General features: G+C 62.5%; 14 protein-coding genes and 1 pseudogene. 5 read left to right on the top strand and 10 right to left on the bottom strand.

Annotation, left to right across the window (positions count from 1 at the left end; all coding sequences use genetic code 11):
* The first annotated feature begins 9 nt into the window (after window positions 1–9).
* Window positions 10–990, top strand: a complete 981-nt coding sequence (locus OIM99_RS02525; RefSeq protein WP_311848740.1) for an amidohydrolase family protein — start codon at window positions 10–12, stop codon at window positions 988–990.
* A gap of 66 nt (window positions 991–1,056) precedes the next feature.
* Here the strand turns inward: OIM99_RS02525 and OIM99_RS02520 are convergent, their stop codons facing one another.
* From OIM99_RS02520 to OIM99_RS02510, 3 genes and pseudogenes are all read right to left on the bottom strand, one after another.
* Window positions 1,057–2,490: an aspartate aminotransferase family protein gene (locus OIM99_RS02520; protein WP_409371460.1), complete on the bottom strand. Its 1,434-nt coding sequence runs from the start codon at window positions 2,488–2,490 to the stop codon at window positions 1,057–1,059.
* A 13-nt stretch (window positions 2,491–2,503) separates the two neighbouring features.
* A complete protein-coding gene (locus tag OIM99_RS02515; protein ID WP_311848738.1) occupies window positions 2,504–3,517 on the bottom strand; it encodes an NAD(P)-dependent oxidoreductase in 1,014 nt (337 codons plus the stop codon).
* Between the two features lie 50 nt (window positions 3,518–3,567).
* A pseudogene (locus tag OIM99_RS02510) lies at window positions 3,568–3,945 on the bottom strand (transporter); the annotation flags it as partial.
* 177 nt (window positions 3,946–4,122) lie between these two features.
* On the opposite strand from OIM99_RS02510, the gene OIM99_RS02505 reads away from it, so the two are divergent.
* Window positions 4,123–5,742: a GMC family oxidoreductase N-terminal domain-containing protein gene (locus OIM99_RS02505; RefSeq protein ID WP_311848737.1), complete on the top strand. Its 1,620-nt coding sequence runs from the start codon at window positions 4,123–4,125 to the stop codon at window positions 5,740–5,742.
* A gap of 2 nt (window positions 5,743–5,744) precedes the next feature.
* Here OIM99_RS02505 and OIM99_RS02500 read toward each other — a convergent pair whose 3' ends face one another.
* Window positions 5,745–7,076 (bottom strand): amidase, encoded by a 1,332-nt coding sequence (locus OIM99_RS02500; protein ID WP_311848736.1) that lies wholly within the window; start codon window positions 7,074–7,076, stop codon window positions 5,745–5,747.
* A 147-nt stretch (window positions 7,077–7,223) separates the two neighbouring features.
* Here OIM99_RS02500 and OIM99_RS02495 point away from each other — a divergent pair, with 147 nt between their 5' ends.
* Window positions 7,224–7,739, top strand: coding sequence for a DUF1993 domain-containing protein (locus tag OIM99_RS02495; RefSeq protein ID WP_311848735.1), 516 nt, complete (start codon window positions 7,224–7,226; stop codon window positions 7,737–7,739).
* 45 nt (window positions 7,740–7,784) lie between these two features.
* Here OIM99_RS02495 and OIM99_RS02490 read toward each other — a convergent pair whose 3' ends face one another.
* On the bottom strand, window positions 7,785–8,606 hold the full coding sequence (locus tag OIM99_RS02490) for a universal stress protein (protein WP_311848734.1): 822 nt from the start codon (window positions 8,604–8,606) through the stop codon (window positions 7,785–7,787).
* Between the two features lie 215 nt (window positions 8,607–8,821).
* Here OIM99_RS02490 and OIM99_RS02485 point away from each other — a divergent pair, with 215 nt between their 5' ends.
* A complete protein-coding gene (locus OIM99_RS02485) occupies window positions 8,822–9,760 on the top strand; it encodes a D-2-hydroxyacid dehydrogenase (RefSeq protein ID WP_311848733.1) in 939 nt (312 codons plus the stop codon).
* A 21-nt stretch (window positions 9,761–9,781) separates the two neighbouring features.
* Here OIM99_RS02485 and OIM99_RS02480 read toward each other — a convergent pair whose 3' ends face one another.
* Together OIM99_RS02480 and OIM99_RS02475 are read right to left on the bottom strand one after the other, a co-directional pair.
* A complete protein-coding gene (locus tag OIM99_RS02480; RefSeq protein ID WP_311848732.1) occupies window positions 9,782–11,404 on the bottom strand; it encodes a GMC family oxidoreductase N-terminal domain-containing protein in 1,623 nt (540 codons plus the stop codon).
* Window positions 11,405–11,512: 108 nt separating this feature from the next.
* Window positions 11,513–11,881 carry a helix-turn-helix domain-containing protein gene (locus tag OIM99_RS02475; protein WP_311850329.1) on the bottom strand — a complete coding sequence of 123 codons (369 nt, stop codon included), beginning with the start codon at window positions 11,879–11,881 and terminating at the stop codon, window positions 11,513–11,515.
* 165 nt (window positions 11,882–12,046) lie between these two features.
* Between OIM99_RS02475 and OIM99_RS02470 the strand changes: the two genes are divergently transcribed.
* On the top strand, window positions 12,047–12,886 hold the full coding sequence (locus OIM99_RS02470) for an SDR family oxidoreductase (RefSeq protein ID WP_311848731.1): 840 nt from the start codon (window positions 12,047–12,049) through the stop codon (window positions 12,884–12,886).
* Here OIM99_RS02470 and OIM99_RS02465 read toward each other — a convergent pair whose 3' ends face one another.
* From OIM99_RS02465 to OIM99_RS02455, 3 genes are read right to left on the bottom strand one after another with little or no spacing between them, the layout of a single operon-like run.
* Complete coding sequence (locus OIM99_RS02465; RefSeq protein WP_311848730.1) at window positions 12,887–13,738, bottom strand: alpha/beta hydrolase-fold protein; 852 nt, start codon at window positions 13,736–13,738, stop codon at window positions 12,887–12,889.
* Between the two features lie 2 nt (window positions 13,739–13,740).
* The gene (gene fhuB / locus OIM99_RS02460) at window positions 13,741–15,729 is read right to left on the bottom strand and encodes a Fe(3+)-hydroxamate ABC transporter permease FhuB (RefSeq protein WP_311848729.1); all 1,989 of its coding nucleotides are present in this window, start codon (window positions 15,727–15,729) and stop codon (window positions 13,741–13,743) included.
* Window positions 15,726–16,619 (bottom strand): ABC transporter substrate-binding protein, encoded by an 894-nt coding sequence (locus OIM99_RS02455; RefSeq protein WP_311848728.1) that lies wholly within the window; start codon window positions 16,617–16,619, stop codon window positions 15,726–15,728. The genes fhuB and OIM99_RS02455 overlap by 4 nt, the downstream gene beginning before the upstream one ends.
* Between the last annotated feature and the right edge of the window lie 4 nt (window positions 16,620–16,623).

The following is a 16,623-nucleotide window of genomic DNA, read 5'->3' as shown; positions in this document are numbered from 1 at the left end:
AGGTTCGCGATGCAGGGTAAGATTGGACTGGAGGAACATTTCGCGCTTCGGGAGACACTGGGCGATTCACTGCCCTTCGTGCCGCCGCAATTCGCCGACGAATTGGAAGCCCGCCTTCTCGACATTCAGGACATGCGCCTGAAGCTGATGGACAAGCACGGCATGGAGATGATGCTGCTGTCCTTCAACGCGCCGGCCGTTCAGGCCATCGCCGATGTGAAGAAAGCCGATGAGATGGCGCGCCGCGCCAATGATTATCTGGCCGAAGAAGTGGCCAAGCGGCCGGATCGCTTTCAAGGCCTCGCCGCTCTGCCGTTGCAAGATCCCGATCTTGCCATTCGCGAGTTGCAACGCTGCGTCAAGGATCTCGGCTTCAAGGGCTCGCTCGTCAACGGCTTCTCCAATGCCGGCGACATGGAAACCTGCCTCTACTACGACCTGCCGCAATATCTTCCCTTCTGGGCCGAATGCGAAAAGCTCGACGTGCCGTTCTATCTGCACCCGCGCAATCCGATCGATAGCTGGGCGCAGATCTACAAGGGCGCCGAATGGCTGCTCGGCCCGACCTGGGCTTTCGGCCAGGAAACGGCGGTTCATTCGCTCCGCCTGATGGGCTCGGGCCTGTTCGACAAACACCCAAAACTGAAGATCGTCATTGGCCATATGGGTGAAGGCCTGCCGTTCTCCATGTGGCGCGTCGACAATCGCAACCTGTGGGTCAATTCCAAGAAGCACAAGGGCGAGAAGTCGATCGGCTACTACTTCCAGAACAATTTCTGGATCACGACCTCGGGCAATTTCCGCACCCAGGCGTTGATCAACACCATGCTGGAAGTCGGCGCAGACCGCATTCTGTTCTCGACCGACTGGCCGTTCGAAAACATCGACCATGCCTGCGATTGGTTCGACGCCGCGACGATCGGCGAGGAAGATCGCCGCAAGATCGGCCGCACCAATGCGTCGAAACTGTTCAAGCTGGGATTGGACTGAGCTTTCAAAGGCGCCAAACAAAATGGCCGGGCATTGCCCGGCCATCGCATTTTTAGAGAAGCGCCGTTACTTCGACAGCGTCACTTGCGAAATATAATCCTTCACGATGCCGGCGATGCCGCGTGACAGGATGTCGTCGAGCGCCGTGATGAACTGGTCGACATGGGCCTGTTCGACGATCAGCGGCGGCTCCAGCCGGATGACGTTGCGGTTATATTCGGTGAAGGCGACGAGCACATTGTGCTGCGCCAGGAGCAGAGCGCCGACGAAGCCGCAGATCGAGCCCTTCAACTTGTCGTCGAGCAGCGCCACCATGTGGCGCAGGCCGAACGGCATCGTATTGCTGATATCGGCGAATTCGACGCCGATCATCAAGCCGCGCCCACGCACATCCTTGATCAACGTCGGATATTTCGCTTTCAGCTCATTGAGCCGAGCGATCAGGTAATTGCCCTGCGCCGCGGCATTTTCCATCAGGCCTTCGTCATAGATGATGTTGAGGCCTTCGATGGAGGTGACGCAGGCTTCACCGATGCCACCGAATGTCGCTGGCGCATGCACTAGGGCTTTCTTGGGCTGGCCATAGGCTTTCATGAACACGTCGCGGCGCGCGATCATCGCCGCCATGGCGCATTTGGAGCCACCGAGCGACTTCGCGAGCGCCGTGATGTCGGGAATGACGCCATGGTGCTCGAAGGCGAAGAAGCGGCCGGAACGGCCCATGCCGCATTGCACTTCGTCGGCGATCCACAGCACGCCGTATTCATCGCACAGCTTGCGCACGCCCTTCCAATAGGCGGTTGGCGCTTCGACGATGCCGGCACCGCCTTGAATGGTTTCAAGCACCACGGCACCGATGCTGCGATCCTCGGCGAATAGCTTGCGCAGCGCCTCGATATCGCCGAACGGCACCCGCCGCGCATTGTCGGCGAGCTTGAATTGCGAGCGATAGAGCGCGCCGTCGGTGACCGCCAAGGTGCCCTTGGTTTTGCCGTGGAACGAATTCTCCGCGTAAACGACGGTCGCCCGTTCCGGTCCCTGCGCCTGTTCGGCGATCTTCAGCGCCGCTTCCATGGCTTCCGAACCGGAAGAGCCGAGGAACACCATGTCGAGATCACCCGGTGCGATGGCGGCGAGGTTCTTGGCCAGCGCGCTCGCATATTGCGACATGAACGCCATGCAGATTTCCTGGCGCTGCTCGTCCTGGAATTTCTTGCGCGCTTCGATGATGCGCGGATGGTTGTGGCCGAAACCGACCGAGCCGAAGCCGCCGAAGAAGTCGAGGATTTTGCGGCCATTCGTGTCGATGTAATGCATGCCTTCGGCGCGCTCGATCAGCACGCGGTCGAAGCCGAGCAGGCGCATGAAGTGCAATTGGCCCGGATTGAGATGGGCCATGGTCAGTTTGCGCACGCTGTCGAGGTCGAGGGCTTTTGCATCCTCGACCGAAAGCAGGTTCGGGCGCGCAACGGTCGTGTCGGTCGTCTGGGTCATCGTCATTGCTTGGGCCTTATTATTGGCGATGGAGGGCGACGGAGGTCGGCGAGGCGCCTGATTTGCTGCGGCTCGCCCGATATTCGCGATAGGCCGCCTTCAGCATGTCCTCGTCGCGATAAAGTGGTTTCCAGTTGAGATCGGTCTTGGCCGCCGTGGTGTCGAGAATGCATACTTCGTCGGCGATCAGATATTGCTCGGGGTCCATCAACGGCATGTTGATGAGGTCGAGCGTGGTCAGCGTCAGTTTCACCAGCGGCGCCGGTGTCGGTAGCAGGATCGATTTGCTGCCGGCTTCGTTGATCAGGTCGCGCAGCAAGGTGCGCACGGGCGGCGGATCGTCGGAGCCGAGATTGTAGGATTTGTTCGGAAAGCCGGCCCGCCAGGCCGCTTCCGCTGCCGAAGCGCAATCGAACACTGAGATGAACTGATAGGGATTGTGACCGGAGCCGATCATCGGAACGGGCAGATTATAGTCGATCAGCTTGAACAGCTTTTCGAGAATGCCGAGCCGGCCGGGCCCGATGATGAGGCGCGGGCGGAAGATCGAAATGTCGAAGCCGCGCGTGCGCCAGTCCGCGCACATCCATTCGGTTTCGAGCTTCGACTGGCCATATTCGCCGAGCGGTTTCGCCGGGGCATCCTCGCGCGTCGGCACTTCATGGGTGTGGCCATAGATCATATCGGTGGTGAAATGCACCAGCCGATGGGCATTGGCCTTGTCCATCCAGTCCAGAATATTCGCGACGCCGTGGTAGTTCACTGGCCAGAAGAAATCGCGGCGCTTGGCCCGCGGCATGATCGGGCTCAGCATTTTCGCCGACAGATTGTAGACCACGTCGTCGGGCGTCACCGTGACCCGGTCGAGGCTCGAGCGGCTCGTCACGTCGATCCGGACGAATTCGACCTGCGAGGCGTGCGCCGTCTGCTTGTCCTCGATATCGGCGACGACCACCTGATGGCCGTCCTTGACCAGATTGGCCGCCAATTGCTGGCCGACAAATCCGTGACCGCCGATGATGATGTGTTTCATGTTGTGTCGTGTCCCGCTTTTCCACGGCATGATGGCAAAAAGCGTGCTCAGCTCATGGAGATAAGCACTGTGCCGAAACAGATCAGGGCGATGCCGGCAATGCGCAGCGCGCCGACGTTCTCGCCGAAAGCGAAATAAGCCCAGGCCGTGACGATAACATAAGCCAGGCTCAGGAACGGATAGGCGAAGGAGAGCTGAACCCGGGACAGCACCACCAGATGCGAGGCCATGCTGACGACAAAGGTACACAGCCCCAGGAACACCCAGGGGTTGAACACCACCGACAGCACCGTCCAGATGAGCCCGTCGGACGAGATCGTCAGCGGGCCGTGGCGGGTCATGCCGTGTTTGAGCATGATTTGCGCCGCCGCATTGGTGGTGACGGTGAAGAGGATCAGCAGGATCGACAGGCCGGTCGGCTGTGCCATGGTGAAACAGGTCCAGATCTTGGGGTCGGCGGGGCGCACGGCCCGCGAGATGGCCGGCAGGCTAGGCGGCAAAAGTTAATGGGAAACGGCTCGGTCTCCCTGAAACCATTGGCTTAACCCTAGAATCTCCCTTACGGTCCTGCCAAATCTCGCAACGTCGTTAAGCGGAGGCAACGGATGGCTGGGAGCGGAGGGTATGACTACGTAATTGTCGGTGCGGGTTCTGCCGGGTCGATCCTCGCCAACCGCCTGACTGAAGACGGCCGCCACAGCGTTCTGATCCTCGAAGCCGGCGGCTGGGACACCGATCCGCTGATCCGCATCCCTCTTGGCCTCGGCAAGCTGCACCAGCACCGGCTGCATGACTGGGGCTATGACACCGATCCTGAACCCAACCTGCACAATCGGCCCATCGAAGCGATGCGCGGCAAGGTTGTGGGTGGCTCCCATTCCATCAACGTCATGGCTTACACGCGCGGTGACCGGGGCGACTACGATCGCTGGGCGCGCGAAGAGGGCGCGGACGGCTGGTCCTATCGGGAGGTGCTGCCCTATTTCAAACGCAGCGAAACCTGGGAAGACGGCGAGAACACCTGGCGTGGTGGCTCAGGCCCGCTGCGCACCCAATGGGGGCGCGCCAAGGATCCCCTCTCCGATGCCTGGATCGAGGCCGGCAAGGCCTGCGGCTTTCCCGTCAATGCCGATTTCAACGGCGCGACCAGCGAAGGTTTTGGCACGGTCCAATTCACCATCAAGGACGGCAAACGCCATTCGACGGCGCGCGCCTATCTGCATCCAGTTCGCGGCCGCAAGAATCTGACGATCGAAACCAAGGCCCAGGCGACGAAAATCCTTTTCGATGGCACGCGCGCCACGGGCCTCGAATATCGCCGTGACGGCCAGACCCATAAGGTAACGATCAACAAGGAGCTCATTCTCAGCGCCGGCACGTTCAACACGCCGCAACTGTTGATGCTGTCGGGTGTCGGTCCGGCCGCGCATCTCACTGAGGTCGGCGTCTCACCGCTGATCGATCTGCCTGTCGGCAGCAATTTGCAGGATCATCTGGCGGCCTGGTTTTCCTGGGCGCGCAACGGGCCGGGACCTTTCCATGCTTTGATGCGGGCCGACCGCATCAGCCTCGCCATGGTCCAGGCTTATCTCTTCGGCACGGGGCCGGCGACCTCGGTGCCGACCAGCCTTTTCGCCTTCATCAAGAGCGAGAGCGGGCTCGACTATCCCGACATCGAATACATTTTCCGCGGCACGTCGGGCGCGGCCGATCTTTGGTTTCCCGGATTGAAAGCAGCGTTCGAGGATTCCTTCGCGATAAGGCCGACGCTGCTGCATCAAAAGAGCCGCGGCCAGGTGTTGTTGCGCTCGACCAATCCGGACGATCATCCGCGCATCAAATACAACTTCCTGAGCCATCCCGACGATTTGAAAACGATCATTAAGGGCACGCGGCATGCGCTCGACATCACGCATCAGAAGATGATGGATGCGTTTCGTGGCCGGCCGGTGGGGCCGCCGCCGGTCAACAGCGACGCCGATATCGAGGAATGGTTCCGCAAGACGGCGATCACCGTGCATCACCCCTGTTGTTCGGCACCGATCGGTACGGTGCTCGATCCGCAGATGCGCGTGCGTGGTGCTGAAGGCCTGCGCGTGGTCGATGCCTCGGCCATGCCGAGCATCGTCGGCGCCCATATCAACGCTTGCGTGATCATGATGGCGGAACGGGCGGCCGACATGATCCTCGGCAAGCCGCTACTGCCGGCGGTGCAGAACGCCTGAACTTACATCTTGGCGCCGAGCCGTTCCATCAGTTGACGCGCGGCGCGCAATAGCCGCGCCTCGCCGCGTCGCGGCCCGATGAGCTGCACACCGACCGGCAGGCCATCGACCTCAAGCAGTGGCAGCGTCACTGCCGGCACGCCGAGATAGGTCCACATCGCGTTGAAGATCGGATTACCGGTTGCTTGAAGCCCCTGGGGCGCTGGGCCAGGTGCTGCCGGACAGATGATCGCCTCGTAGCGATGCAGCACCGGCGCCATCGCGGCATAGAGCACGTCGCGAGCGGTTTCCGCTTCGAGATAGGCGCGCGCCGTCACCTGCTGACCGGCTTCCAGTCGTGCCCGCATGGCCGGGCTCAATTGCGCGGCGTGACGATCGAGGATGGAGCCGTACCAGGCGGCATTCTCGGCGCTCTGCACGGTGTGCTGATAAGCAATGAGATTGTCGCACTCGTTCGGCATCTCGATCGTCTGGCAGGCGCTGCCCAGTTCACGCACCAATTCGCCGAAAGCCGCATGCGTACCGGCTTCCGCATGTTCCCAGGCCGGCGTGCGCCAGAAGGCGAACTGGCCGTTTGCAGCCGGGGCTTCGGTGAGAAAGGCCAACAGGCGCGACAGGGCGCGTGGATAGCTGATCTCGTCGCTGCGGTCCTGTGCGCCTAGGCAATCGGCGATCAGCGCTACGTCCGGCAATGAGCGGGCGAAGACGCCTATGGTGTCGAGGGTGTGCGATTGCAGCAGCACGCCCGAGCGTGAAATAAAACCCGGCGTCGGCTTGAAGCCGAACAGGCCGCAGAAGGAAGCTGGGCGGATGACCGAGCCGGCGGTTTGCGTGCCGAGCGCCAAAGGCATCATGCCGCAGGCCACCCCCGCCGCCGAACCGGACGAAGAGCCACCGGGCGTGCGGCCATGATCGAGCGGATTGCGCGTGCCAGCTGGCGTCAGCGAAGCCAGCTCCGTCGTCACCGTCTTGCCCAGGATGATGGCACCGGCGCCACGCAGCGCGGCGACGCAAGCAGCATCCTCTTCCGGCTGGCGGCCGGCGAAAATCGGCGACCCGAATTGGGTCGGCTGATCGGCGGTGTCGATCACATCCTTGATGCCGACGGGCACACCGTGCAGCGGACCGCCGATGGCGCCGGCCGCCTGCTGCCGGTCGGCTTCATGTGCCTGCGCCAGCGCTCGTTCCGCATCGAGGTAAGCCCAGGCCCGAATGTCGCCGTCCAGCGCTTCGATCCGGTCGAGACAGGCGCGCGTCAGCGCATAGGCGCTGAGTTCGCCGGCCCGGATTTTCTGCGCGGCCTCGACGGCGGAAAGCTGGAACAGATCGGTCATGGAGGTCTCGGTGGCAGGAAGCTGGATTGCTGAGGCGTATCGGGAAAATCTAGCGGCAAGGCGGGTGATGTCCAGTGTAAGGATCACTGGCGCCGCATCTTTCCGTCCAGTAGATTGTCGCCCTTGTTTTGACGAGGAAACCCCTTCATGGCGATCTCTATGTATAAAGCGTCGGTGCCGATTTTCGTGCAGTTCCTCACCGCGCTGTCCAACGTGCTCGACAAGGCCGATTCCCATATCGAGACCAAGAAGCTCGATCCGGTCTATTTCCTGAACATGCGCATGTATCCGGACATGTTTCCCTTCGTGCGCCAGGTGCGCGCGGTGACGGATCATGCCGTATCGGCTTGCAGCCGTCTGGCCGGCATTGAGCCGGTCAAATTCGAGGGCAATGAAAGCTCGATCGCCGATCTAAAAGTGCGGATCGGCAAGGCCATCGATTTCATCAAAGCGATCAAGCCGGAGCAGATCGACGGAACGGAAGATAAGGAAATCGTCATCGCTTTCCCGAGCGGAGAGCGCAAATTCACCGGCCAGTCGCTGCTGTTGAATTTCAGCCTGCCGAATTTCTATTTCCACACGACGACCGCTTACGATCTGCTGCGCAAGAATGGCGTCGATATCGGCAAGCGCGATTTCATGGGCGTGCCGCCGCAGATTTGAACGATCATGTTGCGCCGGACGCATCCGGCGCAACATTCTGTTCTCTTAACGCGCCATGAAGATCGGCAGGGTCATCGATTTGAGGATGTCGCGGGTCGTGCCACCGAAGAAGAACTGGCGCATGCGCGAATGGCCATAGCCTCCCATCACCAGCAGGTCCGCGCCTGAATCGGCGGCATAGGACAGAAGCGCCGAAGCGACGTCGCTCGCCGCCGGCAGCATGCGCAATTCGGCATTGATGCCATGGCGGGCGAGATGCCGGCTGATGTTATAGCCCGGCAGCTCTTCCGGTGGCGTGCCTTCCGGCGTGATCCGCACCAGTTCGACCTTGCCGGCCTTACGCAGCAGCGGCAGCGCATCGTTCAAGGCGCGCGCCGCCACGGCGCTGCCGTCCCAGGCGACGAGGATGTGTCCGAATTTCGCCGGCTGCTTCTGGATGAACGGCACGATGATGACGGGCCGGCCGGAATCGAACAAAGTGACGTTGATCAGGCTGTCGTCGCTGCTGGAATCGGGCCCGGCCTGCGCCGTGATCGCCAGATCGAAATGGCGGGCGAGCCCGCCGACCTCCGATTGCGCCAGGCCGCTGATGCCGTCGACACTGACCATCTGCGTCTTCACATTGGCCGGCGCTTCGGCCGCGATCTTGTCATAGGCCTGTTTCGCGTCGGTCTTGGCTTCCTCGGCGATCATCGCGATCAATTCATAGGGATAGTCGCCGCCGGCACTCATCGGCGTGATCAACTGCGCCGGTACGGCGGCGATCGACAGATGCGCGCCGAGTTGCGAGGCGAAGGACAGCGCATAATCTTTTGCCGCTTGCGGCGCGCCCGTTTCCAGAACGAGCAGCACATCCTTGATTGACATTTTCGCCTCCGGGTTTCGTCTTGCGCGGATTGTACGCGTCGACGCCAGTTTTACAAACCGGATTGAAGAAAGAAATCATAATCGTAACGCAGGCATGCGGCATCGGGTTCCAGGGTGCGGTGCGCGGCCATGGACAAGCGACGGCAAGGCTGGCATTGCTCACCCAAAGATCTGGGCTCATCCAAAAGATCTGGGAAAAGAAAATGGGGAGGCTTATGAAAATTGTTGTTTTCACGCCCAATGACATCATCCGGCAGCGCCTGACCGACATGCTGGGTAGCACGGCCGTCGTAGCCGCCGATGAAGCCGCGGTTTGTGCGGAGCTGGCGGATGCCGATGCGCTGATCATCACCGTTTTCGATTATTCCGAAGCCATCGGCCGTGCCGCCACGCAATCCCAGACCTTGCGGTGGGTGCAGCTTCTTTCCGCCGGCTTCGATCGTGTTGAGCGACATGGCGTGCGCCAGGGCGTGCAGGTGACCAATGCCGGCGATGCGCTGACCCCGTCGGTCGCCACCCATGCGGTGTCTCTGGCGCTGGCCTTGCAACGCGATGTACCGGCGATGGTGCGGGCGCAGGACCAGGGTCAATGGCGCAAGGGCGCCGGTGCGCGCTTGGTGACCCCTGCGGAATCCACATGCCTGATCATCGGTTTCGGCAGTATCGGCCAGGAGATCGGCCGGCTGATGCACGCCTTCGGCGCTCGCATCGTCGGCCTGTCGCGCACGGCGCGGCCGAGCGCCTTTGCCGAAACGGCAACGATCGATCGTCTGAATGAATTCTTGCCGCAGGCCGATACGATCATGGTGGCAGCGCCGCTCGATGCCAGCACGCGCGGGCTGATCGGCCGGTCGCAATTGGCGCTGTGCAAGAAGACGGCCTTGATCGTCAACATCGCGCGCGGCGGCATCATCGATACGGAAGCGCTGGCCGATGCGCTGGAAGGTGGCGTCATCGGCGGCGCCGGGCTCGACGTCACCGATCCTGAGCCTTTGCCGGAAGGTCACAGGCTGTGGCGCGCCCCCAATCTGTTGATCACGCCGCATGTGGCGGCGGCTTGCGGGCCATTGCTCTATCGGCGCATCGCTGACAAAGCCTGCGCCAATGCCGAGCGATTTCTGCGCCGCGAGCCGTTGCAATACATCGTTATGTAAGGCGAATGCTCAACGCGCGACTTAACGCGCGTCCTGCAGCATCATCATCGCCGCTTTCTCGGCGATCATCATGGTCGGCGAATTGGTGTTGCCGGAGGTGATCGTCGGCATCACCGAAGCATCGGCAATGCGCAGGCGCTGAAGGCCGCGCACGCGCAGGCGCTCGTCGACCACCGCCATGGGATCGCTGTCGATGCCCATTTTCGCCGTGCTCACTGGATGGAAAATGGTGGTGCCGACGGCACCGGCCGCCTTGGCCAGATCCTCGTCGGATTGGATGTTCGCGCCCGGCAGATATTCCTGCGGTTCGTAGCTGCTCAGCGCCGGCGCGGCGGCGATCTGGCGTGCCAGTTTGATGGAATCGACGGCCACCTGCCTGTCGGCATCGGTCGACAGATAGTTCGGCTTGATCGACGGATGCGTTTGCGCGTCGCGCGACACCGCATGCACACTGCCACGGCTCGTCGGCCGCAGATTGCAGACGCTCATGGTGATGGCGGGAAAGCTGTGCAGCGGGTCGCCGAATTTGTCCAATGACAGCGGCTGCACGTGGAATTGCACATTGGGTGTCGCGTACTGCGGCGCCGAGCGGGCGAAAATGCCGAGCTGCGATGGCGCCATGGTCATCGGGCCGCGCCGGAAGAAGGCATATTCCACGCCCATCCAGCCGCGTTTGATCAGCGATTGATAGTCGACATTGAGCGTACGCCCGCGCGAGACTTTATAGATCACCCGCAATTGCAGATGGTCCTGCAGATTCTCGCCGACACCCGGCAGATGATGCACCGGCGTGACGCCGAGCTGCTGCAAGCGTTCGCCGCTGCCGATGCCCGACAGTTCGAGAATCTGGGGCGTGCCGATGGCGCCGCTGCTCAGCACCACTTCGCCGGCTGCACGCGCGGTGCGCGTCTCGTTGTCGATCTTGTAGCGCACGCCCGTGGCGCGTTTGCCTTCGAAGAGAATCTCCGACACATGCACGTTGCTGAGCAAGGTCAGGTTCGGCCGGTTGAGAACGGGCTTGAGAAATCCACGCGCCGCGCTCCAGCGTCGCCCGCGTTTATGGTTCACTTGAAAATAGGAGGAACCGAAATTGTCGCCGGTGTTGAAGTCGTCGATCTCGGGAATGCCGACTTCGGCGGCCGCTTCACGCACCGCGTCGAGCAATTGCCAGCGAATGCGCGGTTCCTCGATGCGCCATTCGCCGCCCGCGCCATGCATGGGCGTTTCGCCAGCATAGTGATCTTCCTGTTTACGGAAGAGCGGCAGCACATCGTCCCAGCCCCAGCCGTTCAGGCCCATCTGGCGCCAGCCATCATAATCGGCCGCCTGTCCGCGCATGTAGATCATGCCGTTGATGGCCGAGCAGCCGCCGATCACCTTGCCGCGCGGATAGGCGAGGTCGCGGCCGTTGAGGCCCGGCTCTTTCTCGGTGCGAAACATCCAGTCGGCGCGTGGATTGCCGATGGCGAAGAGATAGCCGACGGGAATGTGAAACCAGATCCAATTGTCGTTGCCGCCGGCTTCCAGCAACAGCACGCGGTTTTTCGGATCGGCCGACAATCGGTTCGCCAGAACGCATCCAGCCGAACCAGCGCCGCAGATGATATAGTCGAACTGCGCGCCATCGGACACGATCACCGTCATCGATGTCAGCCTCCCTGTTGAGTTGCTTCAGATGTACGCGTCTTTGCCGGATGGCGGAAGTCCTCCTTTCTTCCGAGCAGCCTTGCGACAACATGCGTCAGGGACATGTCATCGATCAGCGCTCGCGTCATAGGCGTCCTGAGCGGCAAGAACCGCGTCCATGTTGTGCTCGGCCCAATGGGCCAGCGCCGCCACGGTTTGCGTCAACGTGCGACCGAGTGGCGTCAGCGCATATTCAACGGTGACAGGCACGGTGGGAAAAACGGCGCGCGACAACAATCCGTCCCGCTCCAGTTTCTTCAGCGTCTGCGACAGCACCTTTTGCGAGATACCTTTGATGTCGCGGCGCAGATGATTGAAGCGCACCGGGCCGCTTTCAAGTCGATCGAGAATGAGCAGCGCCCATTTATCCGCCAGCCGGTCCAGGACCATCCGCGTTGGGCAGCGATCCTCATAGACATTGTAGGCTTGAAGCATGGTCATCATCGGTCCGTCCAAATCGCCAGTTTCTTGGCTCAGTTTCTTGGCTCGGTTTCCTGGCAGAAACTATGTGAGCCAAAAGTGCTCTCTTTTGCCTCTTCAGAATCGCCTGTATCTATCCATCAGAAACATGGTTTCCAATGGATACTATAGGAGATTACGATGGTTGGCAAAATTCTGATTCTGGGCGCCACCGGCAATGTCGGAGCGCCGCTCGTCAAAGCCCTGCGGGCCCAAGGCGAGGCGGTGAAGGCCGCTTCGCGCTCCGGCAAGCCGGTGGCGGGCGCCGAAGGCGTTGCGTTCGACTATGCCGATCCCTCGACTTTCGGTCCGACTTTCGAGGGCGTCGACCGCGCCTATGTCATGTTGCCGAGCGGCTATGTGAACGCCAAGGAGCTACTTCTGCCGGTGATCGAAGCGGCCAAGGCTGCCCAAGTCAAAGTGGTGTTCCAGAGCGTCTTCGGCGTCGATGCGGACGATTCCATTCCCTATCGCCAGGTTGAAATCGCACTGGAAAAATCCGGCTTGCCCTATGTCATTCTGCGGCCGAATTGGTTCTCCGACAATTTCCAGACCTATTGGAAGGCGGGCATCGACCACGGCCAGATCGCCGTTCCTGCCGGCGAAGGCAAATCCAGCTTCATCGACGTGCGCGACATTGCCGCGAGCGCCGCTGCTGCTCTGACCAGTAACAAGTTCGACGGCAAAGCCTTCAATCTCACGGGTCCCAAGGCCTTGGGTTACGGCGATGCGGCGAAGATCATTTCTGACGTCATCGGCAAGCCGGTCGCTTACACGGCGATCAGCGACGAAACCTTCATTGGCATTCTCACGGGCGCTGGCGTGCCCAATGATTATGCGACCTTCCTGGCTTCGATCTTCTATCCGGTGCGTGAAGGCTGGACCGCCGCCGTCACAGGCGATGTCGAGACGCTCACAGGCAAGGTGCCGCGCACGCTCGTAACCTATGCCAGGGACAATGCCCAGGCCTTGAAAGCCTGACTATCTTGGTCCCAGCGCGAAGCGGATGGCGCGATTGATCGCCACCGGCAGCAGCGACATATGTGTCTCACCCTCAAAGACGGCGAATTCCGTGTAACAGCGGAATTGCCGTTCCAGGCGCTCGGCCATGGCGCGCGTCTCGTCCATGGTCTTGGCTTCATCCTGGCGTTTGCGACGCTGCGCCTCGTCCGCTGCACCGACTTGAAAAGGCGCGAGTTGCTGCTCGTATTCGCCGGCGCCGAGCAGGACGCGTGGCGTCAGATCGTCGTGTGATCTTCCGAGCGCGGCAAAGCGCAACAGATTGTGCTCTTCCCACCAGATCGCCGGGCTGATCGCGATCCAGTCGCTGAAAGCTTTGGGCCGCGTGAAGAGCGCGAAAAGCGCGAAGAGCCCGCCGAAAGAATGACCAAACAATGCCTGGCGGGTGGGATCGAGCGGCGCGCGCCGTCCGATTTCCGGCTTGAGTTGGTTCTCGATGAAATCCAGAAAAAGTTCGGCGCCGCCGGTGCGCACATCAGGGCCGCCGACGCTGTGCGGCGGATAGATTTTTCCTGGTGGCGGACCATAATCCCAGGAGCGGCGCACGCTGTCATAGGCGGCCTCGGTCGGATAGCCGATGCCGACGACAACCGCGTCGCGGATGCCGGTGCCCAGCGGATAGGCCGCCTGCACGCGCAAAGCTTCGACGGTCGTGGCGATCACCGCATTGGCATCGAGCAGATAGAGCGACGGCCATCCGTCCTCCGGCGGCGGCCCGGCCGGCAGGCGCAGGAAAATACGATAAGCGGGGCCACCATCGTCAGGTGTGAGATCGAACTGAACGGTGTCGGGAAGCGAGCTCGTCTGATTCATGATCATCTCCGTGCGAGCAAGGTCATGAGCACGGGGCCGCCGATGAGCGTGGCGATCAGCCCGGCCGGCATTTGCCAGGGAAAGGCGACAATGCGGCCGAGCCAGTCGGCGCTCACCATCACCAGCGCGCCAAGCAGCACCGCGCCGGCAAGCTGCGGTGCCGCCCGCTGCAAGCCGAGAAGCCGCGCCAGGTGGGGTGTCATCAGACCAACGAACGTCAAGGGACCGACGACAAGCGTTCCGGCCGCTGTCAATCCTGCGGTCAGGAGGAGGAGTAGCAGTCGGACCAGAGACAGTCGCAGACCGAGCGCGGTGCTGGCGGCATCTCCGAGCGCGATCAGATCGAGCCAGCGCAAGGCGAGCGGCGCCAGGGCGAGAAGGAGGGCAGCAGCTCCCGCCGCCCAAAACATCTGCACCCAGTCGACGCCATAGGTCGAGCCCGTCATCCACGTCATGAGCAGCATGGCGCGGGGATCGCCGCTTGCCGCCAGCGCGCCGACGAGCGCGTCAAGAAGCGCGCCAAGCGCGATGCCCGTCAGCAACATGCGTTCGGGCGAGAAGCTGGAACGGCGTCCAAGCAGCAGCATCGCGACGAGGACCGCGCCGGCCCCCAGCGTGGCGCCGAGGATTTGCAGGTCGCGGCTGGCGACGCTGGTCAGGAACAGCACAGCCATCAGTCCGAATGAGGCGCCGGCGCTGATACCGAGCACTTCCGGGCTTGCCATCGGATTGCGCATCAGCCGTTGCAGGATCGTGCCGGCCGCGCCGAGCATGGCACCGGCACAAAGCGAGGCGAGTGTGCGCGGCACGCGCCAGGGCGACAAATCGACGAAGGCCGCGCCGAACGCCAAGGACCAGCCGCCATCGGGCCCGCGCCCCAGTGTCAATGCGAGCGCTAGAAGGACGGCGAGCCCAAACGCCAATGCGCTAAGCAATAAGCCGGGCCGCGGGATTCGCCACTCAGTGCGTGCCTCGGCTGCCGCGAGGCCTCCTGCGATACGCTGCCGCATCAGCCATAGGATCATGGGCGCGCCAAAGAGCGCGGTCACCGTGCCGGTCGGCAACAGGCTGCCGGCCGGTCCATCGAAGATCTGCACGCTCTGGTCGGTGAGCCACAGCAGGGCCGCGCCGAAGAGCGGCGCCCAGAGCAGTTGCGCGCCGAGGCGTCGCGCGCCGGCGAACCGCGCCACGGCCGGCGCGACAAGTCCGATGAAACCGATCACGCCGACAAGACTGACGACGACGGCGGTCAATCCGACAGCAACAGTGAGCGCGGCCAGGCGCATGAGTTGCAGCGAGAGGCCGAGACTGCGGGCGCCCGCGTCATCGAGCGTGAGCAGCGTCAACGGCCGCAACAGCAATCCGGCGCAGATCGCGAGAACGGCGAGCCGCCAGCCGAGACCCTGCACGACATCCCAGCCCTGCTGGCTCAGCGAACCGCTCCCCCAGATGAAAAGCCCGGTGAGGTAGTGCTCCTTGAACAGCAGCAGAATGACCGATAGCGCGCCGCAGTAGAGACCCAGGATCATGCCCGCCAGCACGACCGCCAGGGGCGAAAGCCCCCGCCGCCAGGCGAGCGCCATCGTCGCGGCCATGGCGATAACACCGCCGGCCATGGCGACGCCATCGCGTCCGAAGCTCAAAAGCGCAGGCGCACCCCAAAGTGTGGCGAGACCGAGCGCCAGTTTGGCGCCGGCCGCGATGCCAAGCGTGGTCGGGGCGGCGAGCGGATTGCGTAAAACCTGCTGGAAGATCGCTCCGGCCAAAGCCAGGGCGGCCCCGCAGAGCAGGCTTACCGCAACGCGCGGCAGGAAAGACTGGGTGGCGATCAGGAGGCGCATATCGACGACGTCTGTCGCCGACAGCAGTGTGAGCCAGTCGGAGAGCGGCAGCAGTCGCGACAGGCTCCAAACCGTAGCCGCCAGTGCCAGTCCAATCAGTAGCGCCGCCAAGGGCCAGGGCCTCGGAGCCCGTGAGACAAGCATGCTCATCGGCGCTCCAGCTTTGGCAGCCGCTCGGCCATCAGCCGCGCGAACCGCATGGCCGAGGGAACGCAGCCAAACATCAGGGCCGGCGGCAGGCCGCAAACATGGCCGGCCTTGACGAAGGACAAGGCGTTCCAGATCGGATTGCGCGCGAGGGATGCGAGCACACCGGGCGGGACCGGATCGAAATAGACGAGCTGCGCTTCGCCGTAGTGTTGCAACGCTTCGATGCCAACGGTGGCGAAGCCCCAATAATTGGTCGCACCCGTCCAGGCGTTGCGCAGACCGATCCGGTCGAGCACATCTTGAAAGAGACTTTTGGCGCCGTAGATGCGGACATGGCGTTCGTCCATGAGATTGACGAGGAAGACCGGCATGTGGGCGCGCGCGGCCAATCGCGCGCGGGCCTCGGCGAAACAGGCCTGTTCCTGCGCTTGCAGCGCTTCGGCCGCTTCCGGTGCGCCGATCATGAGGGCGAGCTTGCGAGCCGCCGCCTCGGCCAGGGCGAGGGGCGTTCCCTCCGGCACATAGAGGGGCAGCGACACCACCGGGGCGATGGCTTCCAGTCTGTGATGGATGCCCGCCAGATAAGGCGTGCTCAAAATGGCGTCGGGTTTGAGCGCCTGCAGCAGTTCCAGATTTGGCTCGCGGCTCGTGCCGAGATTGACAACAGTCTCGGGGAGAGGTGGTTCGACGACCCAGCGGTTCCAATCTTGAGCCGCGACGAGCGCGATGGGCGGGCAGCCAAGACAGATGAGTGTCTCGGCCAATCCATAATCCATCGAGGCGAGGCGTCGCAGCGGTTTGGCCTGCGCCGCCCGTGGCACGAGCGTCGTGTAGGCCAATCCGGCGGCGAGCTGGCGCCGCGTCATTTCCTTCAAGTGGACGCCCTTCAAGCGG

This window comes from Methylocella sp. CPCC 101449, from assembly GCF_031921685.1.
In the GTDB taxonomy this organism is placed as follows: domain Bacteria; phylum Pseudomonadota; class Alphaproteobacteria; order Rhizobiales; family Beijerinckiaceae; genus Terripilifer.
The sequence above is the reverse complement of the archived record's forward strand: the minus strand, read 5'-3'. Positions and strand labels throughout refer to the sequence as shown.